The sequence below is a fragment of the Streptomyces sp. NPDC045470 genome (assembly GCF_040646595.1).
Taxonomy (GTDB): Bacteria; Actinomycetota; Actinomycetes; order Streptomycetales; family Streptomycetaceae; genus Streptomyces.
In genome coordinates, this window is the sequence record NZ_JBEZAN010000010.1 from 274971 (window position 1) to 297685 (window position 22715).

Genomic DNA, 22715 nt, shown 5'->3' on the forward strand with positions numbered 1-22715 from the left:
ACGCCGGGCCGGTGCGTCCGTACGGCTCCGGGGGCCGGCCCCCTGCTTCCGGCCCCGATTGTCGGCCCTCAGCCGTCAGCCCTCGGCCGTCCGCCCTCGCCTCAGCGTCCCGCGCGGGCCGTCTCCAGGAGTTCCTCCGCGTGCGCCCGCGCCGTCTCGGAGTCCTCCTGCCCGGCGAGCATCCGGGAGAGTTCGCGCACCCGGTCCTCGCCCTCCAGGACCGTGACCCCGCTGCGGGTCACCGAACCGTCGTGGGTCTTCTCCACGAGCAGTTGCCGGTCGGCGAAGGCCGCCACCTGCGGGAGGTGGGTGACGACCACGACCTGGGCCGACCGGGCCAGGCGAGCCAGCCGGCGGCCGACCTCCACGGCGGCCTTGCCGCCGACGCCCGCGTCCACCTCGTCGAACAGATAGGTCGGTACGGGGTCGGAACCGGCGAAGACCACCTCGACCGCGAGCATCACCCGGGAGAGTTCACCACCCGAGGCGCCCTTGGCGATGGGGCGGGGCGGCGTGCCGGGGTGCGGGGCGAGGAGGAGTTCCACCTCGTCGGCGCCGGTGGGGCCGTAGGCCACCGTTCGGCCGCCGACCTCGATGCCGTCGCTCTCGTCGGCGGTCTCCGGCAGCCCCGTCTGGCTGATCTGGACGCTGACCCGGGCGTGCGGCATGGCCAGCTCGGCCAGCTCGGCCGTCACCGCGTCGGCGAATCGCTTCGCCGACGCCGCTCGGGCGTCGGTCAACGCCTGCGCCAGCTCGCCCAGTTCCGCGCGGAGCGCGTCCCGCTCCGCCGCCAGTTCGCCGATCCGGTCGTCGTCACCGTCCAGCTCGGCGAGGCGGGCCGAGCCCTCCTCGGCCCAGGCCAGCACGGCGGCGATGTCCGCGCCGTACTTGCGCGTCAGGTGCGTGAGCGCGGCCCGGCGCTCCTCGACGGCGGCCAGCCGCAGCGGGTCCGCGTCCAGTCCGTCCGCATAGCTGGCCAGTTCGCCGGCCACGTCCGCCATCAGGATGCCGATCTCGCCCAGCCGCTCGGTGAGCGCGGACAGCGCCGGGTCGTGGCTGCGTACGGCGTCCAGTGCCCGGTGCGCGCCCGCGACCAGGGTGCTGGCGTCGACGGCCTCCAGGTCCTCGGGGTTTCCGGCGAGCGCGGCGTGCGCGGCCGACGCGGCCGACGCCAGTGCCTCGGCGTGGCCGAGCCGTTCGGCCTCGGCGGCCAGCTCGGTGTCCTCGTCCGGCTGCGGTTCGACCCCGGCGATCTCCTCCAGGCCGAAGCGCAGCAGGTCGGCCTCCTGGGCCCGTTCGCGGGCCCGGGTGGTCAGCTCGTCCAGTTCGGCGGCGACGGCGCGCAGCCGCCGGTACGCGGCGGTGTACTTGGCGAGCGGTACGGACACCGCGTCGCCCGCGTAGCGGTCCAGTGCCTGCCGCTGCCGGGCCGGGCGCAGCAGACCCTGCTGGTCGGTCTGGCCGTGCACGGCCACCAGGTCGTCCGCCAACTCGCCCAGCAGCCCGACCGGGACGGAACGGCCGCCGACATGGGCGCGGGAGCGGCCTTCGGCCGAGACCGTGCGGCTGATCAGCAACGTCCCGTCGTCCAGCTCGGCACCCGCCTCCTCGGCGCGCACCGCGGCCGGTGCCGCCGGTCCCACCGTTATGCGGCCCTCCACGACCGCCGATTTGGCTCCGATCCGCACCAGGGCGGGGTCGGCGCGCCCGCCGAGCAGCAGCCCGAGGCTGGTGACGACCATGGTCTTGCCCGCGCCCGTCTCGCCGGTCACCGCCGTGAAACCCGGCGACAGCTCGACGACGGCATCGTCAATGACGCCCAGGGACCTGATCCGCATCTCCTCCAACACGGATACGACCTTACGAGGTCCCGGGCCCGCCCCGCGACGGCCTCCCCTCCCCTTACCGCTCCGCCCTGCGGAAAACCCCACCACAGAACGGATGTTTTCCTCAGGGCGCTGCCCCCGCCCCGCCTGTCACGCTGAGGAAGAGGACACGATCGGAAGGGGGCCGCATGGTCGGCGGAGCGGCGGTGGACGGCGGGGCGGAGCCCAGGGCCGGGTCCGGGGCTCCTGCCCACGGCGGTCCGGCAGGCGGCAGCGGGGCCGCTGCGGGCCGGCGCGGCGGCAGGCGCCGAAGATCCGGAGGGCGCCCTTCCGGACGCCGCCGGAGGACGTTCCGCCGGACGCCGCGGCCGACGACCATCTGAACCATCGCACCACGGGGGAACCACCATGACCGAACAGCCACCCGAACAGCCACTTGAGCAGCCGCCCACCCGGCGGGCCGCCCTCCTGCTGGCCGCCACCGCCCTGGTCACCGTCTGCGCGCCGTCCGCCGGAGCCCGTGCGGCCCGTACGCCGGGCGGCGGTGCGGCACGGCCCGCCGCACGGCATCCGGCTTCTCTGGAGGGCGTGTGGCGGATGGACGGGTACGGCACCCTCGTCACGATCGACAGCCGGCGGCTGCGTACGTACGAGACCACGGCCGTCAGCTGTCTCCCCGGCTCCGCCGACGGTGTCCGTACGGGGCCGCCGGACGCCGCCGGCCGGGTGGAGTTCGCCGTGCCGGACGCGGCGCGCGTCACGGTCGCGCCGCACAGCCCCGGCGTGGCCCGCCTGAGCATCCAGGACAATGTCGGGTACCGCACACTCCACCGGATCGCCGCGCTGCCCGCCCGCTGTCACCGGCGCCCGGCGAAGGACCCCCGTACGGTCTTCGACGTCTTCTGGCACACCTACGCCGAGAACTACCCGTTCTTCGCCGCCAAGGGGACCGACTGGGCCGCCGTCCGCGCCCGGTACCGTCCGCGGGTCACGGCGCGGACCACCGACGACGAGCTGTTCGCCGTGCTGCGCGGGATGATCGAACCGCTCCACGACGGGCACACCAACCTCTCCGCGGGCCCCGGCCGGGTGTACGCGGGGGCGCGGCCCGGGACGACCGCCCCCACCCCCGCGCTCCTGAGGCAGGTGGACGCGGCGGTCGCGGCCGCTCTCGGCCGGGACGTCACCCTGCGCCGGTGGGCCGGGGGTGCGTTCTCCTACGCCGACCTCCCCGGCCGGCTCGGCTACCTCCGCATCACGTCCTTCCACGGCTACACCGACCAGGACGATCACGAGAGCGATGTCGCGGAGCTGGACCGCGCGTTGGACGCCGTGTTCACCCCGGGCCGTACGTCCGGGCCGAGGGCCCTGCGCGGCCTCGTCGTCGACCTGCGGCTGAACGGCGGCGGATCGGACCGGCTGGGTCTGCGCGTCGCCTCCCGCCTGACGGGCCGCCCGTATCTCGCGTACCGCAAACACGCGCGCAACGACCCCGCCGACCCGCGGAAATTCACCCCCGCCCAGCCCGCACGGGTACGTCCGCACGACGGCCCCCGCTACACGGGTCCGCTCGCGCTGCTGACCGGTCCGCTCACGATCAGCGCGGGCGAGACCTTCGCCCAGGCCCTGCTCGGCCGTGCCCCCGCGCCGGTCCGCATCGGGGAGAACACCCAGGGCGTCTTCTCCGACACCCTGGACCGCGCCCTGCCGAACGGCTGGAGGTTCGCGCTGCCCAACGAGGAGTTCCTGACCGCGGAGGGCCGCACGTTCGACGGGACGGGCATCCCGCCGACTGTCCGCGTCCCGGTCTTCGCCGCCGAGGACCTGGCGGCCCGCCGCGACCCGGCCCTGTCCCGTGCCCGAGCCCTCCTGGCCGCCGGCCACCCGATGTCATGACCCGGGCTGCGAGGGGCGGCGGATCGCCCTGCACGTTCATCGCGTTACTGGCGGCCCTCTCCGTCCCGTTCTGGGTGGCCGGTGCGGTCTTCGACCTGTCCGGTGCGCTGCCCATGGGCATGCCGCTGACCGCGTTCCAGTTCGTCCTGCCGGTGGCGGTGGCCTCGCTCCTGCTCTTCCGCGAGGAGGGCGGGCACGGGGTGCGACGGCTGGTGCGGCGGACGTTCGCGGTGCGCGGTGCGGCGCGGCCCGGCTGCTGGGCGCTGCCCGTGCTCCTGATGCCCGCCCCGTTCCTCGCGACCGGGCTGCTGTCGGCGGCCGGAGCACCGCCCACCGGGCCGCACTCCCCGCTCGTCCGTGCCGCTGCTCCTCGTCCTGTACTTCTTCGCCGCCGCTGCCGAGGAGGCGGGGTGGACGGGATATCTGCTGCAACCGCTGCGGGAGCGGTGGGGCACGCTCGGCGCGGGCCTGGTCATCGGCCTGGTGTGGGCGGCCTGGCACCTTGTCGCACACACCCAGGCGGGCCGTTCCGCCGCGTGGACAGCCGGTCAGGTGCTCGGCTCGGTCGCGGTGCGGGTCCTGATGGTGCGGCTGTACGACAGCTCCGGCGGGATCGTGCCGACCGCCGTCGCGGTGCACACCACGATCAACGTCGCCGAGTCGGTGTTCCCCGGCTGGACCGACCACGCCGCACCCGCCCTGGTCCCAGGCGTCAGATTCCCGCCTGCCGCGCGACTCCCCCAGCTACCGCTGGGGGACCCCCAGCACGCACGCTCTCCCCCACGCCTGAACGGCGCGGGGGGGGACCCCGTCATTGTCGGGCTCTTCCCGGTACACCCAGTACCGGGAAGACCCTCCGCCTTGCGATCGGCTCGGCTTCCGAAAGGCAGATCCGAAGAGCCGAGCCGTGGCGAAGCGACGTGCACCAGACGCCGCGCGGCCCGCCCTCCGGGCGGAACGACGGGAAGGTGACGACAGGGCTCGGCGGCCGTGTCGCTCGCGGCCGCGCTCATGACGCTCCTCGGGCCAGGAGCCGCGGCCGTAGCCGTACGCCCGCTCCGGGCCCGGGACGAGCCGGTGCCGGTCCGCGCTGCCGCGGAACCGATATCCGTCCGCGCCGCCGCGGCTACTGCGGTGCGCCGCGCCAGCCCGCCACCGGCAGGGCGAACTTGGCCACCAGACGATCGGTGAAGGAGGCGTGATGCAGACGGGCGAGGCGTACCGGGGTGGCGCCGCGGCGGACCTCCACCCGCGCGCCCGCGGGCAGTTCGACGCTGCGGCGGCCGTCGCACCACAGCACGCCGTGCGGCGTCTTGGGCTGCACCTCGACGGCCAGCACCGAGTCCGGCGAGGTGACCAGCGGCTTGGCGAACAGCGCGTGGGCGCTGATCGGCACCATCAGCAGGGCCTCGACCTCGGGCCAGACCACCGGGCCGCCCGCCGAGAAGGCATAGGCGGTGGAGCCGGTCGGGGTCGCGCACACGACACCGTCGCCGCCGAAGCGCGAGACGGGCCGCCCGTCGACCTCGGTGACGACCTCCAGCATGCGCTCCCGCGCGGCCTTCTCGACGGACGCCTCGTTCAGGGCCCAGTCGGTGTGCGCGATGCTGCCGTTGTTGCGCACCAGGACGTCGATGGTCATCCGCTCCTCGACCTCGTAGGAGCGGGTCACGACCCGGTCGACGACCTTGTCCAGGTCGTCCCGCTCGGCCTCCGCGAGGAAGCCGACCCGGCCGAGGTTGACGCCGAGCATCGGCACGCCGGACGTACGGGCGAAGTCCGCGCCGCGCAGCAGAGTCCCGTCCCCGCCGAGGACCACCAGCAGTTCGCAGCCCTCGGCCGCGCACTGCTCGGACTCGACGCGGACCACGGACGCCGGCAGCGGCAGGTCCGCCGCCTCCTCGGCCAGGACCCGTACGCCGATGCCGCTGCGCAGCAGCCCCTGGACGACGAGTTCGGCGCTGCGGACGGCCGCGGGGCGGCCGGTGTGCGCCAGCAGGAAGACGGTGCGCTGCCCGGACGGCTCCGGGCCGCCCGGGGACGGTGCGGTACAGGTGGTGCGCGAGCCGGCTGTCTCAGCCGCTCCGGATGCTTCAGAACTGGTCAACGGGGCCCCTCCGCCACTGCTCGGTCGACGTCCGCCGGGTCGAGTGCGTCCGCCCCGGCGCGCAGCCACAGAAAGTACTCGACATTGCCGGAGGGCCCGGGCAGCGGGCTGGCGGTCACCCCGGCCACCCCCAGTCCCAGCGCGGCGGCCCGCTCGGCGACACCGCATACCGCCTCGGCCCGCAGGTCGGCGCTGCGCACCACTCCGCCGCTGCCGAGACGCTCCTTGCCGACCTCGAACTGCGGCTTGACCATCAGCACCAGGTCGGCGTCGGGCGCCGCGCAGCGGACGAGGGCGGGCAGCACCAGACCCAGCGGGATGAAGGACAGATCGCCGACGACGAGGTCGACGGGCTCGCCGTCGATCTGCTCCAGCGTCAGCTCGCGCACGTTGGTGCGGTCCTTGACGGTGACCCGGTCGTCGCTCTGCAACGACCAGGCGAGCTGCCCGTACCCGACGTCCACGGCGACGACGTGTCCCGCGCCGGCCCGCAGCAGGACGTCGGTGAAGCCGCCGGTGGAGGCGCCCGCGTCGAGCGCGCGGCGGCCCGTCACCTTCAGGCCGCGGGGTTCGAACGCGGCGAGGGCCCCGGCCAGCTTGTGGCCGCCGCGTGAGACGTAGTCCGGATCGCTGTCGTCGTCGCGCACGACCAGGGCCGCGCTGGTCTCCACCTGGGTGGCGGACTTGGTCGCCGTCGTTCCGCCGACGGTCACCCGCCCCGCGGCGATCAGCTGGCTCGCGTGCTCGCGGGAACGGGCCAGCTTGCGGCGCACCAGCTCCGCGTCGAGTCGGCGTCGTGCCACTCCTGCCACCTGTGGTTCAGCTCCTGTTGTCGTACGTTGCGGACGGCTGCGGGGACGGGGCCGCGCCGGACGGGCCGGCGGGCCCGGGGCGCCGGTCGAGCGCGGCCAGCGCGTCGCGCAGTCCCCGGTGCACATCCTCGTACACCTCCAGGTGCCCGCTCGCGGCGAGGTGGTCGGCGTCGGCCAGGCGCCGGAGCTGGGCGTCGACCGCGGCGTCCCCGGTGGGCGTCACCGCGACACCCAGCGGCTGCGGCCCGGCGGGCCCGGCACCGTCCCGCTCCGGCCCGGCGCCGCCCCGATCCGGTCCGTCCGGCCCGGCACCGCCGCGCTCAGACCGGTCCCGGCCGTCCGGGCCACCGGAACCAGGCCCGTCCGGCACCCGCTCGTCCGGTACCCCGCCGCCCACCGGCTCCTTCGGCTCTTCCATGCCTCGACGCTACCTCGAACCGCCCGCCGACCGGGCCACCGCCCGCCCGTCCCGTACCGGCGTATCGTCGATCTCGATGGCAACCCTCGAAGAGTGCCGCGCCGCCCTCGGCCGGCTCGCACAGAACCTGTCCACCGCCGACGGCGACGTCCGGAGCGCGGCCGCCTTCGACCGTTCGCTGAGCTGCCGGATCACCGACCTGGACGTCACCTTCACCGGCCGGCTGGCGAACGGCACCCTGGAGGACGTCACGAACGTCCCCGGGCCGCCGCCCGAACGCGCCCAGATCCGCCTGGCCATGCGCGGCGACGACCTGGTCGCCATGGTCGACGGCAAGCTGCACTTCGCCAAGGCGTGGGGCAGCGGCCGGGTCAAGCTGGAGGCGGGCTTCCGCGACCTGCTGCGCCTGCGGTCGCTGCTCTGACGGTGGCCGCGGGCCTCTGACCGTGGCCACCGTCCGGCCCCTCGCCCGTACGCCTCAGACCCCGGCCCGCGCCTTGCGCGCCGCCGGCACCACCAGCGGCGTACCCGTCTCCGGGTCGTCGATGACCTGGCACTTCAGGCCGAAGACCCGCTCGACGAGGTCCGCCGTGACGACCTGTTCCGGCGGTCCTTCGGCGACGATCTCGCCCGCCCGCATCGCGATCAGGTGCGTGGCGTAGCGCGCGGCGTGGTTGAGGTCGTGCAGGACGGCGACGAGGGTGCGGCCCTGCTCCTCGTGGAGTTCGGCGCACAGGTCCAGCACCTCGATCTGGTGCTGGATGTCGAGGTAGGTGGTCGGCTCGTCCAGCAGGAGCAGCGGTGTCTGCTGGGCGAGGGCCATCGCGATCCACACGCGCTGCCGCTGCCCGCCGGAGAGTTCGTCGACGTAGCGTTCGGCCAGTTCGCCGACGCCGGTCGCGTCCATGGACTCCCGTACGATCCGCTCGTCCTCGCCCGACCACTGGCGCAGCAGTCCCTGGTGCGGGTAGCGGCCGCGCGCGACCAGGTCGGCGACGGTGATGCCGTCGGGCGCGATGGAGGACTGCGGGAGCAGCCCGAGGGTGCGGGCGACCTTCTTGGCGGGCAGCGAGGAGATGGCCGCGCCGTCCAGCAGTACGGAGCCGGCGGCGGGCTTGAGCATCCGCGACAGCGCGCGCAGCAGCGTGGACTTGCCGCAGGCGTTCGGTCCGACGATGACCGTGAAGGACTGGTCCGGTATGGCCACCGAGAGGTCCTCGGCGATGACCCGCTGGTCGTAGGCGAGGGTCACGTTCTCGGCCGTGAGACGGCTCACTGCGTTGCTCCTTGTAGCGGTCTGCGGCGCGGGGGCCTGGGGCGGCTCGGTCGGTGTGGCGGGGGCCGGAGCGGAGGCGGTGGCCGTTGCGGGCCGCCGTGCGGCGTCCTGCGGGCTCATATCCGTCCCGCCTTGCGTTCGGAGGCCAGCAGCCACAGCAGGTAGCTGCCGCCGAGCAGTCCGGTCAGCACGCCCACCGGGAGCTGGTCGGCGCCGAAGATCTGCTGCGAGAGCCAGTCGGCGGTGACCAGGAGGGCGGCGCCCATGAGGGCGGCGGGCAGCAGGTTGGGGCCGGGCGAGCGGGTCAGCCGGCGGGCCAGTTGCGGGGCGGTCAGCGCGAGGAAGGCGATCGGCCCGGCCGCCGCGGTGGCGGCGGCGACCAGCAGGACGGCCGCCGCCAGCAGGACGACGCGTACCCGGGTGACCTGGACGCCCAGGGCGTACGCGGCGTCGTCGCCCATCTCCAGCATCCGCAGCGGCCGCCCGTACAGCAGCGACAGCGGGATCAGGACGGCGCAGACGATCGCCAGCGGCCAGACCTGGTCCCAGTCCCGGCCGCTGAGGGTGCCGGTCATCCAGGTGACGGCCTGGGTGGCCTCGACGATGTTCGCCTTGGTCATCAGGTACAGGACGATCGCGTAGAGCATCGCGGCGGCGCCGATGCCGACGAGCACGAAGCGGTAGCCGTGGATGCCGCCCTTCCACGCCAGCAGGAAGATCGCCAGCCCGGTGACGATGCCGCCGGCGACCGAGCCGGCCGCGATGGCGAAGGTACCGCCCTGGAAGAAGACGATGACGAGCAGCGCGCCGACCGTCGAGCCCTGGGAGAAGCCGAGCACGTCGGGGCTGCCGAGCGGGTTGCGGGAGACGGCCTGGAAGACCGCGCCGGCGACCCCGAAGGCGGCGCCGACCAGCAGTCCGACCAGGACCCGCGGCAGCCGCAGGTCGTTGACGATGAACTCCTGTGCCGTGGTGCCGGACCCGGTGAGGGTGGCGAGGACGTCCCCCGGCCCCATCGGGAAGTCGCCGGTGCCGATCAGCAGCACGCTCGCGAACAGGGCCACGGCCGCCAGCAGCAGGGAGACGACGAGGGTCCGTACGTCCAGGCGTACGGACAGCCCGCCGGCGGTGCGGACCGCCCGCACGGACCCGCCGGTCTGCCCGGCGGCGGCCCGGCCGGTGGCCGCGGAATCGTTCCGGCCGGTGTCGGTCTTAACGGTGGAACTCACAGCTGGGCCATCCTCCGACGCCGTACGAGGTAGATGAAGACCGGGCCGCCGACGACGGCGGTCACGATGCCGACCTGGATCTCGCCGGGCCGCGCCACGATGCGCCCCAGGACGTCGGCGCCGAGCAGCAGGACCGGCGACAGGACCGCCGAGTACGGCAGGATCCACCGCAGGTCGGGGCCGGTGACGGCGCGGACGACGTGCGGGACCATCAGGCCGACGTAGACGATCGGGCCGCAGGCGGCGGTCGCGCCGCCGCACAGCAGGGTGACGGCGATCATCGCCAGCACCCGGGTGCGGGTCAGCCGGGCACCCAGGGCCCGCGCCTGGTCGTCGCCGAGCGCGATGGCGTTCAGGGGGCGTCCGACGGCGAGCGCCAGGACGGCACCGATCAGGAGGAACGGCGTGACCTCCCGCACGGTGTCCATGGTGGCGGAGGCCAGCGAGCCGACCGTCCAGAAGCGCATCCGGTCCAGCGCCGCGGTGTCCAGGAGGTTGACGGCGTTGATGTAGCCGATCAGGACGGCGGACAGGGCGGTGCCGGCCAGCGCCAGCCGTACGGGGGTGGCGCTGCGGGTGCCGCCGAGCACGTACACGGCGACCGAGACGACCGCGGCGCCGAGGAAGGCGAACCACACGTACCCGGTCAGTGAGGTGATCCCCAGAAAGCTGATGGCGGAGACGACGGCCGCCGAGGCGCCCGCGTTGATGCCGAGGACGCCGGGGTCGGCGAGGGGGTTGCGGGTCAGTGCCTGCATCACGGTGCCGGCCAGGCCCAGGGCCGCGCCGGCCAGCAGGCCGAGGAGGGTGCGCGGCAGGCGGACGTCCCGTACGACCACGTCGGTGTCGTCACCCGTGTAGTGGAAGAGGGCGTGCCATACCTGGTCGAGGGGTACCTGTTTCGCGCCGACGGCGATACCCAGGGCGGCCACGACCACCAGTGCGCCGACGGAGGCGACGAGCCCCGCCGAGCGAGTGATCTGCCGCCGCCGCGGAGCCGCGGGGGCGTTTGCTTCGGGGGGACTGTCAACCAACACGGGAGTTAGGTTAGCCTACCCTCACGATCAGACATCAAGTCGTTCTGCAGGGCCTTTTACCGGCCCTTTGCCGTCCGGCCTGAAGTCCGTCCGAAAACGCACTGAAGACCGTGAACGACCGGCTGAAGTCCCGTCAAGCCCTGACGGCCGTGCCGAGGCCCAGCCCAGAGAGAAGCGCATCGACCATGAGCACCCCCCGTAGCGTATCCCTGTCCCGACGCGGCGTTCTCGCCGCCGGTGGCGCCGTCGGCATCGGCGCCCTGCTGGCCGCCTGCGGAGGCGGCAAGGACTCGGGCGCGCAGGGGAACGTCAAGGGCGGCGCCTGGTCCTTCACGGACGACCGCAAGAAAAAGGTCTCGCTCGACCACACGCCGCAGCGCATCGTCGCCTTCACCGGCACCGCGGCCGCGCTGTACGACTTCGGCATCGACAAGCAGATCGTCGGCGTCTTCGGTCCGACCAAGCTCAAGAACGGCAAGCCGGACGCACAGGCCGGCGACATCGACGTGGACCGCCTCACCATCATCGGCAACGCGTACAACCAGTTCGCGGTCGAGAAGTACGCGGGCCTCGACCCCGACCTGCTGATCACCAACATGTTCGAGCCGGGCGCCCTGTGGTTCGTGCCGGAGGAGAGCAAGGACAAGATCACCAAGCTGGCCGAGACGGTGGCGATCACCGCGTCCCGCACCCCGCTGGTGAAGATCATCGAGCGGTACGCCGAACTGGCGCAGTCCCTCGGCGCCGACCTGAAGGCCAAGAAGGTCACCGACGCCAAGGCCCGCTTCGAGAAGGCCGCCGCCGAGCTGCGCAAGGCCGCCAAGTCCAACCCGGTCCGGGTGCTCGCCTGTTCCGGCAGCGCCGACCTCTTCTACGCCTCCAACCCCGGCATCAACTCCGACATCATGTACTTCAAGTCGCTGGGCGTGGACATCATCGTCCCCGACAACCTGGACAAGGGCGGCTACTTCGAGAACCTGAGCTGGGAGAACGCCGACAAGTACCCGGCCGACGTGCTCATGCTCGACAACCGCACCTCCGCCCTCCAGCCCAAGGACCTGGCCGCCAAGCCCGCCTGGAACAAGCTGCCCGCCGTCAAGGCCGGACAGGTCACGGGCTGGTCCAGCGAGCCGCGCTTCTCCTACGCGGGCGCCGCACCGCTGATGGAAGAACTCACCAAGGTCATCCAGAACGCCAAGAAGGTCGCCTGACGCACGCCGTGGCCGGCCGCCGCACCGGCCGGCCACGGCGACCGCGCCGCAGCGCCCGCCCCACCGCAGTCACCGAGTCACGGTTCCGGGAGGTTCCTCCGCATGACCACGACCGCCGCACCCGCCACCACCCCGTTCCGCTTCTTCGACGTGCACGTCGTGCGCACCCGCCGGCTCGGCCCCTCCATGGTCCGGATCACCTTCGGCGGCGAACGGCTCGACGAGATGGCCTCCGGCGGCCGTGACCAGCGCTTCAAACTGTTCCTCCCGCAGGCCCACCAGTCCGAGCCGGTCTTCGCCGACCAGAGCGAGAACTGGTACCCCGCCTGGCGCGCCCAGGACCCGGCCGAGCGGCCGCTGATGCGCTCGTACACCATCCGCGAGCAGCGCCACGAGCCGGCCGAGATCGACGTGGACTTCGCCCTGCACGGCGCGGACACCCCGGGCGCCGCGGCCGGCGGCCCGGCCTCGCGCTGGGCGGCGTCCGCCGAGCCCGGCGACCGCGTCTCGGTCCTCGGCCCGGCCGTCGAGGACAACGGCGGCGTCGACTTCCGCCCGCCGCCCGGGACCGACTGGATCCTGCTGACCGGCGACGAGACGGCGCTGCCCGCCGTGGCCGGCATCCTGGCCTGGCTCTCCCCCGGCACCCAGGCCAAGGTCTTCCTCTCCGTCGCCCACGCGGCGGACCGCCAGGACCTGCCCACCTTCGCGGACGCCGACATCACCTGGCTCGCGGCCGACGAGCGGCCGGCGGACGGGCGGGACGCGCTGCTGGAGGCGGTCCGTGCCGCCGAACTGCCCGAGGGCACGCCGTACGCCTGGATCGCGGGCGAGGCGGGCAACGTGAAGATGCTGCGCCGCCACCTCGTGCGGGAGCGCGGGTTCGACCGCCGGGCCGTGAAGTTCACCGGCTACTGGCGGCGCGGCGCCAGCGAGGAGGACCTGCTCGCGGAGTACATCGCGAGCACGGCCGCCACCGACGAGGACTGACCGGGCCTCGACTCCGGTCCCCCATACCGTGCGTGTACGACGGTCCGTACACGCACCAGAGGGAGGGGCCCCGCTCATCACCGAGCGGGGCCCCTCCCTCCTTCGTGCGCCACGTCGCGGCGCGCGCGTCACAGCCCGAGCCGCGCCAGCGCCTTCCCCGCGTCGGCGCCGCACGTACCGTCCCCGGCCGCCGTCCAGGCCGCCGCGCACAGCGCCCGCAACCCGTCCAGCGGCGCGCCGTCCCCCTCCAGCGCCAGCGCGCCGTCCCGCAGGGACGCCGTCCAGCCGCCGCACCCGAAGCCGCCGTCCGTCTCCTCGGACACCTCCGGCTGCGGGCCGAGCACGCCGCGCAGGTCCGCGTCGACGTACGTGGGGCGGTGCTGCGGCGGAGCGGCCAGCAGTTCGGCCGCGGTGGTCACGCCGGTCAGCACCAGCAGCGAGTCCACGCCGCCGTTGTAGGCGCCCTCGATGTCCGTGTCGAGCCGGTCGCCGACCACCAGCGGCCGCTGCGCTCCCGTACGCAGCACCGTCTCGCGGTGCATGGGCGTCTCCGGCTTGCCCGCCACCTGGGGCGTGCCGCCGGTTGCGGTCCGTACGACCTCCACGAGGGCGCCGTTGCCCGGCGCGATGCCGCGCTCCTTGGGGATCGTCAGGTCGGTGTTCGAGGCGAACCAGGGCACGCCGCGCTGGACCGCGTAAGCGGCCTCCGCCAGCCGTTCCCAGTTCAGTTTCGGGTCGAATCCCTGGACCACCGCGGCCGGGTCGTCCTCCGCGGAGTCCACCGGCACCAGCCCGCGTTCGCGCAGCGCCACCCGCAGACCCTCGCCGCCGACCGCCAGCACCCGTGCCCCGTCGGGCACCTGTCCGGCGATCAGCCGGGCGACCGCCTGCGCCGAGGTGATGACGTCCGTCGGGGCGGTCGGCAGCCCGAAGCCGGTGAGCTGGTCGGCGACCGCGTCCGGTGTCCGGGAGGCGTTGTTGGTCACGTACGCCAGGTGCATGCCGCCGTCCCGGGCGGTGCTGAGCGACGCGACGGCGTGCTCGATCACCGAGCCGCCGGCGTAGACGACTCCGTCCAGGTCCAGCAGCGCCGTGTCGTACGCCTCGCTCAGTGCCCGTTCGCACCGTCCGGGCTGCTTGCGCACCCGCTCGCTCATGCCGTTTCGCTCCTTCTGCACAGGTGTTCCCGCCGGTTCCGCGGGCCCCGCGAAACGGAACCCGGCCTACCGATATATCCGGTGGGACGACGGTTTCCCCCCGATCATCCCGCACTCCCGAAGGCGGCATAGCATTCCCCAATGACCAGCACCGACGGCCTCCGCCTCCACCCCTTCCGCGGGCTGCGCTACGCCCCGGACCGCGTCAGCAGCCTCACGGCCGTCACCTCCCCGCCGTACGACGTCGTCGTACGCCCGGACGGTGTGCGCCACCTCGAAACGGCCGACCCGTACAACATCGTGCGGCTCATCCTCCCGCAGGCCCCCGACCCCGCCACCCGGCACCGTCAGGCCGCCGAGACGCTGCGCCGCTGGCGCGCGCAGGGCGTCCTGGCGACCGACGACCGGCCCGCGCTCTACGTGTACGAGCAGAGCAAGGGCAGCCTCCTGCAACGCGGCCTGATCGGCGCACTCGAACTCGACGGCCCCGTCCTGCCGCACGAGGACGTCATCCCCGAGGTCGTCGAGGACCGCGCCGCGCTGATGCGCGAGGCCGCCGCCAACTTCGAGCCGCTGCTCCTGTCCTACGTCGGCCAGGGCACCGGCAACGGCGCCACCGGCGTCATCGAACGGACCGTCCGCACCACGCCGCTGCTCGCCACCACGACCGAGGACGGCTTCGCGCACCGCCTGTGGGCGGTCACCGACCCCGCCGACCTGACCGCCGTCGACGAGGACCTCGCGATACGGCACGCCCTGATCGCCGACGGGCACCACCGCTGGGCCACCTACCAGCGGCTGCGCCAGGAGCACCCCGGCAACGGTTCGGCGAGCCCCTGGGCGAGCGGCCTGGTGCTGCTGGTGGACTCCGCGCGCCACCCGCTCCAGGTACGGGCCATCCACCGCGTGCTGCCGCACCTGCCGCTGGACGGCGCGCTGGCCGGGCTGGACGGCGCCTTCCGCGTCCGGCCGGTGGACGGCCCGCTCGACGCGGCGCTGGCGGTGCTCGACGGGACGCCGGGCAGCGCCTTCCTGCTGGCGTCGGGCCCGGAGCGGTTCTGCGTACTCGACCGTCCCGACCCGGAGCTGCTCGACCGGACCATCCGCCGGGACCGCCCCGCGGCGTGGCGTGAGCTGGACGCCACCGTGCTGCACTCGGTCCTGCTGGACGAGGTGTGGCGCATCCGCGACCACTCGTCCGAGATCAGCTATCTGCACAGTGCCGCGGACGCCGTCGAGCAGGCGGCGAAGCACGGCGGTACGGCCGTCCTGATGCGCCCGGTCCTTGAGCAAACGGTGCGCCAACTCGCACTGGGCGGGGTGACCATGCCGCGCAAGTCGACATCCTTCGGGCCCAAGCCGGCCACCGGTCTGGTTCTGCGCGTACTGGACGAAGAGGTCTGATTCCGGGCCGTACCGGCCGCCTGCTCCAGGCCGTTCCGGGGCCTGATTCCGGGCTGTACGGCTTCCTGCCGCCCGCCGGCGACCCGGCGCGCGTGTCCCGCGCCGGTGCCTCGGCACCCGTTTCCCTCTCGCCACACAGGTTAGGTTAGGCTTACCTCATCACGTAAGCGGATGGAGCCGTTCCCCCCTGCGCCGACGGTCTTCTGCCCCAGCGCGGGCGTTCCATGCGCATCCCCCCACGTGAGCAAGTCCGCATCAGGGAGGACACGTTCATGAGTCTCCTCGCGCACTCCGCCGAGGACCCGTCGCCCGCCGCACACACCGGGGCGCCGGACAGCCGGTCACAGTTGTTCAACGACAGCACCACCGAGCACTACCGCCGCTCCGTCGCCGAAGGCGTAGCCCGCATAGCCGACAAAATATCCGCAACCGAACGCCCCTTCACCGGCGTCACGGTCGACGGCCTCTCCCCCACGGTGGCCGGCATCGACCTCGAACAGCCGCTGCACGACCCCGCCGCCGCACTCGACGAACTCGAAGAGGTCTACCTCCGCGACGCCGTCTACTTCCACCACCCGCGCTACCTCGCCCACCTCAACTGCCCGGTCGTCATCCCCGCCCTGGTGGGCGAGGCGGTGCTGTCCGCGGTCAACTCCTCGCTGGACACCTGGGACCAGAGCGCCGGCGGCACCCTCATCGAGCGCCGCCTGATCGACTGGACCGCCCGGCGCATCGGCCTCGGCGAACGCGCCGACGGCATCTTCACCAGCGGCGGCACCCAGTCCAACCTCCAGGCCATGCTCCTGGCCCGCGACGAGGCCTGCCGTACGGCTCTCGCCCGCGAGAACGACCCGGACAAGACCCCCCAGGGCGGGGCAACTCCGGTACGCCGTACCGACATCCTGCCCCGGCTGCGCATCTTCGCCTCCCAGGTCGGCCACTTCAGCATCGAGAAGGCCGCCACCCTGCTGGGCCTCGGCGCGGAAGCCGTGATCGCGGTGCCGTGCGGCCCGGACAAGCGGATGCGGACCGACGCGCTCGCCGCCGAGCTGGCCCGCTGCGAGGCCGAGGGCCTGATCCCGATGGCCGTCGTCGCCACCGCGGGCACCACCGACTTCGGCAGCATCGACCCGCTGCCCGAGGTCGCCGACCTGTGCGCCCGGTACGGCACCTGGATGCACGTGGACGCCGCGTACGGCTGCGGCCTGCTGGTCTCCCGCCGCCGCGCCCTCCTGGACGGCATCGAGCGTGCCGACTCGGTGACGGTGGACTACCACAAGTCCTTCTTCCAGCCGGTCAGCTCCAGCGCCGTCCTGGTACGCGACCACGCCACCCTGCGGCACGTCACGTACCACGCCGACTACCTGAACCCGGCGCGGATGGCCGAGCGCCGCATCCCCAACCAGGTCGACAAATCGATCCAGACCACCCGCCGCTTCGACGCGCTCAAACTGTGGCTGACGCTGCGCACCATGGGCGCCGACGGCATCGGAGAACTCTTCGACGAGGTCGTGGACCGCGCCGCCGACGCCTGGAAGATCCTCAACGACGACCCGCGCTTCGAGGTCGTGGTCGAACCCCAACTGAGCACCCTGGTCTTCCGCTACCTGCCGTACACCGACGACCGGGACCCGGTGCTGAGCGACGAGGTCAACCTGCACGCCCGGGAAGCGCTGTTCGCCTCGGGGGACGCCATCGTCGCGGGCACCGTCGTCGACGGCCGGCACTACCTGAAGTTCACCCTGCTCAACCCCGAGACCACGCTGGCCGACATCGCCACGGTCCTCGACCTGATCGCCGAGCACGCCGGCGCGTACCTCGCCGCGCGCCCCGAACCGGCCCTCAGCGCCGCGAGCTGACCGTCCCCGCCGACCGGCCCCCACAGCCGACGGCCGACCGACACCCCGCAAACGGAGACCCCACGTGTCCGCCCCTCACGACTTCATCGCCATCGGCCTCGGGCCCTTCAATCTCGGCCTCGCCTGCCTGACCGAGCCCATCGACGAACTCGACGGCCTGTTCCTGGACAACAAACCGTCCTTCGACTGGCACCCCGGCATGATGCTGGAGACCAGCACCCTCCAGGTGCCCTTCATGGCCGACCTGGTCACCCTCGCCGACCCGACCTCCCCGTTCTCCTTCCTGAACTACCTGAAGGAATCGGGACGGATGTACTCCTTCTACATCCGCGAGAGCTTCTACCCGCTGCGCGCCGAGTACAACGACTACTGCCGCTGGGCCGCCGCCAAGCTGGACAGCATCCGCTTCGGCCACCAGGTCACCACCGTCGAGTACGACGAGACCGAGCAGGTCTACGTCGTCCACGCCGACCACCTGCCCACCGGCGAGAAGAAGACCTACCGCGCCCGCAAACTCGTCCTCGGCACCGGCACCCCGCCGCACATCCCCGAAGCCTGCCAGGGCCTCGGCGGCGACTTCCTGCACAACGCCGACTACCTGGAGAACAAGGCCACCCTCCAGGCCAAGGACTCCATCACCATCGTCGGCAGCGGCCAGAGCGCGGCGGAGATCTACTACGACCTCCTCCAGGACATCGACAGCCACGGCTACCACCTGACCTGGGCCACCCGCTCCCCGCGGTTCTTCCCCCTCGAATACACCAAGCTCACCCTGGAGATGACCTCTCCGGAGTACGTGGACTACTTCCACGCCCTGCCCGCGGCCACCCGCGACCGGCTCAACGCCTCGCACAAGAACCTCTACAAGGGCATCGACTCCGAGCTGATCAACGAGATCTTCGACCTGCTCTACCAGAAGAACCTGCACGGCCCCTGCCCGACCCGGCTGCTCACCAACACCGCGCTCGCCGAGGCCTCGTACGACGCGGCCTCCGCCACGTACACCCTGGGCCTGCGCCAGGAGGAACAGGGCCAGGACTTCACCCACGCCACCCAGGGCCTGGTCCTCGCCACCGGATACCGGTACGCCACACCGGAGTTCCTCGCCCCGCTGACCGACCGCATCGCCTGGGACGACGCCGGCCGCTACGCGGTCGCCCGCAACTACAGCGTCGACACCGCGGGCCGCGACATCTTCGTGCAGAACGCCGAACTGCACACCCACGGCTTCGTCACCCCCGACCTGGGCATGGCCGCGTACCGCAACTCCTGCATCATCCGCGAGCTGCTCGGCCGCGAGTACTACCCGGTCGAGAAGTCCATCGCCTTCCAGGAGTTCGCCGCTCCGTCCGGCCCGCACCACCCCGTGGAGGTCTCGCCCGTATGACCGCGCCCGTCTTCACCCGCACCCACGCCTCGCTCGGCGAGTTCGCGCTGCGCCCGGTCGACCCGGCCGGCGACGCGGAACTGCTGCACGGCTGGGTCACCCACCCCAAAGCCGTGTACTGGATGATGCAGGACGCGGACCTCGCGGCCGTCGAGGCGGAGTTCGCTCGCATCGACGCCGACCCGTACCACGATGCCTTCATCGGTCTGCACAACGGCGTCCCCGCCTTCCTGATGGAGCGCTACGACCCGGCGCACCGCGAGGTCACCGAGGTCCACGAGGCCGCGCCCGGCGACATCGGCATGCACTTCCTGACCGCGCCGACCGACACCCCGGTGCACGGCTTCACCCTCGCCGTGATCACCACCGTCATGGACGCGCTGTTCGCCGAGCCCGGCAACCGGCGCGTCGTCGTCGAACCGGCCACCGGCAACACCGCGGTACACGCCCTGAACAAGGCCGTCGGCTTCGAGATCGAACGCACGGTCACGCTGCCCAAGGGCGAGGCGTACCTGAGCACCTGCACCCGCGACCAGTTCCTGGCCGCCCGAGGAGAAAACCCATGCTGAACCCCACCGCGGACACCACCGAGGCCGCGGCACCCGACGCCGTCCGCCACCTCACCCCCGAGCTGTGGGCGCGCGCCAACCGCCTCCTCGTCCGCAAGGCCCTCGCCGAGTTCGCCCACGAGCGCCTGCTGACCCCGCAACGCCTGCCACAGGACGGCCACTACGTCGTACGCAGCGACGACGACCGTGTCGAGTACCGCTTCGCCGCCCGCCGGCTGAGCCTGGACCACTGGCACATCGACGCCGACGACATCACCCGCCGCCGCGACGGCGCCGAGGCCCCCCTGGACGCCCTCGACTTCTTCATCGAGCTGCGCCGCACCCTCGCCCTCAGCGACGACATCCTCCCCGTCTACCTGGAGGAGATCAGCTCCACCCTCTCCGGTACGGCGTACAAGCTGGCCGCGGGCCCCGCGTCCGCCGCCGAGCTGGCGAAGGGCGACTTCCAGGCCATCGAGACGGGCATGTCCGAGGGCCACCCCTGCTTCGTCGCCAACAACGGCCGCCTCGGCTTCGGCGTGCACGAGTACCACGCGTACGCCCCCGAGGCCGCGAGCCCGGTCCATCTGATCTGGCTGGCCGCGCGCCGCGACCGCTCCACCTTCACCGCGGGCGAGGGCCTGGACTACGACGGGCTGGTACGGGCCGAGCTGGGCGGCGCCACCCTGGACCGGTTCGCCGCCACGATGCGCGATCTCGGCCTGGACCTGGCCGACTACCACCTCATCCCCGCCCACCCGTGGCAGTGGTGGAACAAGCTCTCCGTCACCTTCGCCGCCGAGGTCGCCCAGCAGCACCTCGTCTGCCTCGGCCCCGGTGACGACGCGTACCTGGCGCAGCAGTCCATCCGCACGTTCTTCAACACCAGCGACCCGTCCAAGCACTACGTCAAGACGGCGCTGTCGGTCCTCAACATGGGCTTCATGCGCGGGCTGTCCGCCGCCTACATGGAGGCCACCCCGGCCATCAACGACTGGCTGGCCGGCCTGATCGCGAGCGACGAGACCTTCCGGGCCGTCCGCTTCTCGATCATCCGCGAGCGCGCCGCCATCGGCTACCACCACCGCCAGTACGAGGCCGCCACCGCCAAGGGCTCCCCGTACCTGAAGATGCTCGCCGCCCTGTGGCGCGAGAGCCCGGTGCCCACCCTCGAACCCGGCCAGCGGGTCGCCACCATGGCGTCCCTGCTGCACACCGACCCCGAGGGCGGCTCGCTGGCCGCCGCCCTCGTCGAGGAGTCCGGCCTGGCCCCGGCGGACTGGCTCCGCCGCTACGTGGACGCCTACCTCACGCCCGTCCTGCACGCGTTCTACGCCTACGACCTGGTCTTCATGCCGCACGGCGAGAACGTCATCCTGGTCATCGAGGACGGCACCGTACAGCGCGCGATCTTCAAGGACATCGCCGAGGAGATCGCGGTGATGGACCCGGACGCGGTGCTGCCGCCGGCCGTCGAGCGCATCCGCGCCGACGTCCCCGAGGACAAGAAACTCCTCTCCCTCTTCACGGACGTCTTCGACTGCTTCTTCCGCTTCCTCAGCGGCATCCTGGTCACCCAGGACGTGCTGGACGAGGACACCTTCTGGCGTACGGTCGCCGACTGCGTGACCGCCTACCAGGAGGCCAACCCGCAGCTCGCCGACAAGTTCCGGCAGTACGACATGTTCGCGGACGAGTTCGCGCTGTCCTGCCTGAACCGCCTCCAGCTGCGGAACAACGAGCAGATGGTGGACCTCCAGGACCCGGCCGGCGCCCTCCAGCTGATCGGCACCCTGGAGAACCCGATCGCCCGCTTCGCCCCGACCGCCGGAGCCTGACACCCGGGCGGACATGAGTGAAGGGCGGGACCCCGGTGGGGGCCCGCCCTTCACTCATGTGCCGTCAAGCGGCCGGGCCGCGACGGCCTCAGCCCTGCTCGGGGCGCCCTTCACGCGGGGCGTCCGCGGTGGCGCCGCCTTCGGAGGAGTCCGGCAGCGCGGGGGCGGCGGGCTCATCGGTCGCGGCCTGGGCCACGTTCCCGGCCTCGGAGGCCGCGTCCGTGATCTCGCGGTCGTCCCCGTCCTCGCCCTCGTCCTCGTCCAGCGCGTCGGTGAACTCCACGCCGTCCAGCTCGGCCAGCCGGTCCGAGGCGTTCGTGGTGCCGCCCTGGTCGGCCTCCAGCGCCTTGGCGAACCACTCGCGTGCCTCGTCCTCGCGGCCGACCTCCAGCAGCGCGTCGGCGTACGCGTAGCGCAGACGGGCGGTCCACGGCTGGACGGAGTTCGACGCCAGCTCGGGGCTCTGCAGCGTCACGACGGCCGCGTCGGTCTGGCCCAGGTCGCGCCGGGCACCGGCCGCGACCAGACGCATCTCGACCTGACCGGCCCGGTCCAGCTTCTGCACCTCGGGCTCACCGGCCATCGCCAGGGCCTTCTCGGGACGGCCCAGACCGCGCTCGCAGTCGGCCATCACGGGCCACAGCTCCACGCTGCCGGTCATCCGGCGGGCCGCACGGAACTCCGCCAGCGCCTCGCCGTACTTCTCCACGGCGTACGCGGCGAAGCCGGCCGCCTCGCGCACGGCGGGAACCCGCGACGCGAGCCGCAGCGCCACGCGGGAGTACCCGTATGCCTTCTCCGGCTCCTCGTCGAGCAGCTTGGCCACCATGACCAGGTTCCTGGCGACGTCGTCCGCGAGCGTCTTCGGCAGGCTCAGCAGCTCCTGCCGTACGTCCTTGTCGATCTCCTCGCCCGTGACGTCGTCCGGGATCGGCAGCCGCTTGATCGGCTCCCGGTCGCGGCGGTCGTCCCGGCGGTCGTCGCGGAAACCGCCGCGGTCACCCCGGTCGTCGCGGCCACGCCCGGCACCGTACGGGCGGCGCCCGCCCCGGTCGTCGTCCCGGCGGAAACCGCCGCGGTCGTTGTCACGGCGGGGACCACGGTCGTCCCGACGGTCATCGCGGCGGAAACCACCGCGGTCGTCATCACGACGCGGACCGCGATCGTCGCGGCGGAAACCGCCACGGTCGTCCCGGCCACCGCCGAAGCCACCACCGGACGGGCGGCCACCACGGTCGTCGTCGCGACGCGGGCCACGGTCGTCCCGGCGATCGTCGCGGCGGAAGCCACCGCGGTCGTCATCACGACGCGGACCGCGATCGTCGCGGCGGAAGCCACTGCGGTCGTCGTCGCGACGCGGGCCACGGTCGTCGCGGCGGAAACCGCCACGGTCGTCCCGGCCACCGCCGAAGCCACCACCGGAGGGGCGACCACCACGGTCGTCATCACGGCGCGGACCACGGTCGTCCCGACGGTCATCGCGGCGGAAGCCACCGCGGTCGTCATCACGACGCGGGCCACGGTCATCGCGGCGGAAACCGCCACGGTCGTCCCGGCCACCGCCGAAGCCACCACCGGACGGGCGACCACCACGGTCGTCATCACGACGCGGACCACGGTCGTCACGGCGGAAACCGCCACGGTCGTCCCGGCCACCGCCGAAGCCACCACCGGACGGGCGACCACCACGGTCGTCATCACGACGCGGACCACGGTCGTC

The 22715-nt window shown here is 72.9% G+C and carries 20 protein-coding genes; 10 read left to right on the top strand and 10 right to left on the bottom strand.

Annotated elements, in window-relative coordinates; all coding sequences use genetic code 11:
• Positions 1 to 101: 101 nt before the first annotated feature.
• On the bottom strand, positions 102 to 1838 hold the full coding sequence (gene recN, locus AB0A97_RS26440) for a DNA repair protein RecN (RefSeq protein ID WP_361154616.1): 1737 nt from the start codon (positions 1836 to 1838) through the stop codon (positions 102 to 104).
• A gap of 396 nt (positions 1839 to 2234) precedes the next feature.
• Here recN and AB0A97_RS26445 point away from each other — a divergent pair, with 396 nt between their 5' ends.
• Positions 2235 to 3722, top strand: a complete 1488-nt coding sequence (locus AB0A97_RS26445) for a S41 family peptidase (protein ID WP_361154534.1) — start codon at positions 2235 to 2237, stop codon at positions 3720 to 3722.
• 357 nt (positions 3723 to 4079) lie between these two features.
• Positions 4080 to 4694 carry a CPBP family intramembrane glutamic endopeptidase gene (locus tag AB0A97_RS26450; RefSeq protein ID WP_361154536.1) on the top strand — a complete coding sequence of 205 codons (615 nt, stop codon included), beginning with the start codon at positions 4080 to 4082 and terminating at the stop codon, positions 4692 to 4694.
• A gap of 154 nt (positions 4695 to 4848) precedes the next feature.
• On the opposite strand, the gene AB0A97_RS26455 is transcribed toward AB0A97_RS26450, so the two are convergent.
• Genes AB0A97_RS26455 through AB0A97_RS26465 form a run of 3 tightly spaced genes read right to left on the bottom strand, consistent with a single transcriptional unit; the run spans position 4849 to position 7059 of the window.
• Positions 4849 to 5829, bottom strand: coding sequence for an NAD kinase (locus AB0A97_RS26455; protein ID WP_361154539.1), 981 nt, complete (start codon positions 5827 to 5829; stop codon positions 4849 to 4851).
• A complete protein-coding gene (locus AB0A97_RS26460; RefSeq protein WP_361154541.1) occupies positions 5826 to 6641 on the bottom strand; it encodes a TlyA family RNA methyltransferase in 816 nt (271 codons plus the stop codon). Before AB0A97_RS26460 ends, AB0A97_RS26455 begins: the two co-directional genes overlap by 4 nt.
• A 7-nt stretch (positions 6642 to 6648) precedes the next feature.
• Complete coding sequence (locus AB0A97_RS26465) at positions 6649 to 7059, bottom strand: hypothetical protein (RefSeq protein ID WP_361154544.1); 411 nt, start codon at positions 7057 to 7059, stop codon at positions 6649 to 6651.
• A 76-nt stretch (positions 7060 to 7135) separates the two neighbouring features.
• On the opposite strand from AB0A97_RS26465, the gene AB0A97_RS26470 reads away from it, so the two are divergent.
• Positions 7136 to 7483, top strand: coding sequence for a sterol-binding protein (locus AB0A97_RS26470; protein ID WP_030024178.1), 348 nt, complete (start codon positions 7136 to 7138; stop codon positions 7481 to 7483).
• A gap of 54 nt (positions 7484 to 7537) precedes the next feature.
• Here AB0A97_RS26470 and AB0A97_RS26475 read toward each other — a convergent pair whose 3' ends face one another.
• The 3 genes from AB0A97_RS26475 to AB0A97_RS26485 form a co-directional block, all read right to left on the bottom strand.
• Positions 7538 to 8335: an ABC transporter ATP-binding protein gene (locus tag AB0A97_RS26475; RefSeq protein ID WP_361154547.1), complete on the bottom strand. Its 798-nt coding sequence runs from the start codon at positions 8333 to 8335 to the stop codon at positions 7538 to 7540.
• A 116-nt stretch (positions 8336 to 8451) separates the two neighbouring features.
• The gene (locus AB0A97_RS26480; RefSeq protein ID WP_361154620.1) at positions 8452 to 9480 is read right to left on the bottom strand and encodes an iron chelate uptake ABC transporter family permease subunit; all 1029 of its coding nucleotides are present in this window, start codon (positions 9478 to 9480) and stop codon (positions 8452 to 8454) included.
• An 80-nt stretch (positions 9481 to 9560) separates the two neighbouring features.
• Positions 9561 to 10598 carry an iron chelate uptake ABC transporter family permease subunit gene (locus AB0A97_RS26485; RefSeq protein ID WP_361154623.1) on the bottom strand — a complete coding sequence of 346 codons (1038 nt, stop codon included), beginning with the start codon at positions 10596 to 10598 and terminating at the stop codon, positions 9561 to 9563.
• A gap of 188 nt (positions 10599 to 10786) precedes the next feature.
• Between AB0A97_RS26485 and AB0A97_RS26490 the strand changes: the two genes are divergently transcribed.
• Both AB0A97_RS26490 and AB0A97_RS26495 read left to right on the top strand, forming a co-directional pair.
• Positions 10787 to 11812: an ABC transporter substrate-binding protein gene (locus tag AB0A97_RS26490; RefSeq protein WP_361154550.1), complete on the top strand. Its 1026-nt coding sequence runs from the start codon at positions 10787 to 10789 to the stop codon at positions 11810 to 11812.
• A gap of 102 nt (positions 11813 to 11914) precedes the next feature.
• The gene (locus AB0A97_RS26495) at positions 11915 to 12802 is read left to right on the top strand and encodes a siderophore-interacting protein (protein WP_361154552.1); all 888 of its coding nucleotides are present in this window, start codon (positions 11915 to 11917) and stop codon (positions 12800 to 12802) included.
• Positions 12803 to 12930: 128 nt separating this feature from the next.
• On the opposite strand, the gene AB0A97_RS26500 is transcribed toward AB0A97_RS26495, so the two are convergent.
• The gene (locus tag AB0A97_RS26500) at positions 12931 to 13959 is read right to left on the bottom strand and encodes an HAD-IIA family hydrolase (protein WP_361154555.1); all 1029 of its coding nucleotides are present in this window, start codon (positions 13957 to 13959) and stop codon (positions 12931 to 12933) included.
• A 141-nt stretch (positions 13960 to 14100) separates the two neighbouring features.
• Here AB0A97_RS26500 and AB0A97_RS26505 point away from each other — a divergent pair, with 141 nt between their 5' ends.
• The 5 genes from AB0A97_RS26505 (at position 14101) to AB0A97_RS26525 (ending at position 20995) form a co-directional block, all read left to right on the top strand.
• Entirely contained in the window at positions 14101 to 15363 is a 1263-nt protein-coding gene (locus tag AB0A97_RS26505) for a DUF1015 domain-containing protein (RefSeq protein WP_361154557.1), read from the top strand.
• A gap of 272 nt (positions 15364 to 15635) precedes the next feature.
• A complete protein-coding gene (locus AB0A97_RS26510) occupies positions 15636 to 17222 on the top strand; it encodes an aspartate aminotransferase family protein (RefSeq protein ID WP_361154560.1) in 1587 nt (528 codons plus the stop codon).
• A gap of 64 nt (positions 17223 to 17286) precedes the next feature.
• Complete coding sequence (locus AB0A97_RS26515) at positions 17287 to 18609, top strand: lysine N(6)-hydroxylase/L-ornithine N(5)-oxygenase family protein (protein WP_361154562.1); 1323 nt, start codon at positions 17287 to 17289, stop codon at positions 18607 to 18609.
• Positions 18606 to 19178, top strand: a complete 573-nt coding sequence (locus tag AB0A97_RS26520) for a GNAT family N-acetyltransferase (RefSeq protein ID WP_125057089.1) — start codon at positions 18606 to 18608, stop codon at positions 19176 to 19178. Before AB0A97_RS26515 ends, AB0A97_RS26520 begins: the two co-directional genes overlap by 4 nt.
• Entirely contained in the window at positions 19172 to 20995 is a 1824-nt protein-coding gene (locus AB0A97_RS26525; RefSeq protein ID WP_361154565.1) for an IucA/IucC family siderophore biosynthesis protein, read from the top strand. Before AB0A97_RS26520 ends, AB0A97_RS26525 begins: the two co-directional genes overlap by 7 nt.
• Before the next feature lie 88 nt (positions 20996 to 21083).
• Here AB0A97_RS26525 and AB0A97_RS26530 read toward each other — a convergent pair whose 3' ends face one another.
• Together AB0A97_RS26530 and AB0A97_RS26535 are read right to left on the bottom strand one after the other, a co-directional pair.
• A complete protein-coding gene (locus AB0A97_RS26530; protein ID WP_361154626.1) occupies positions 21084 to 21932 on the bottom strand; it encodes a hypothetical protein in 849 nt (282 codons plus the stop codon).
• A partial coding sequence (locus AB0A97_RS26535; protein WP_361154629.1) for a hypothetical protein occupies positions 21869 to 22715 on the bottom strand: 847 nt, incomplete at its 5' end. The genes AB0A97_RS26535 and AB0A97_RS26530, both read right to left, overlap by 64 nt.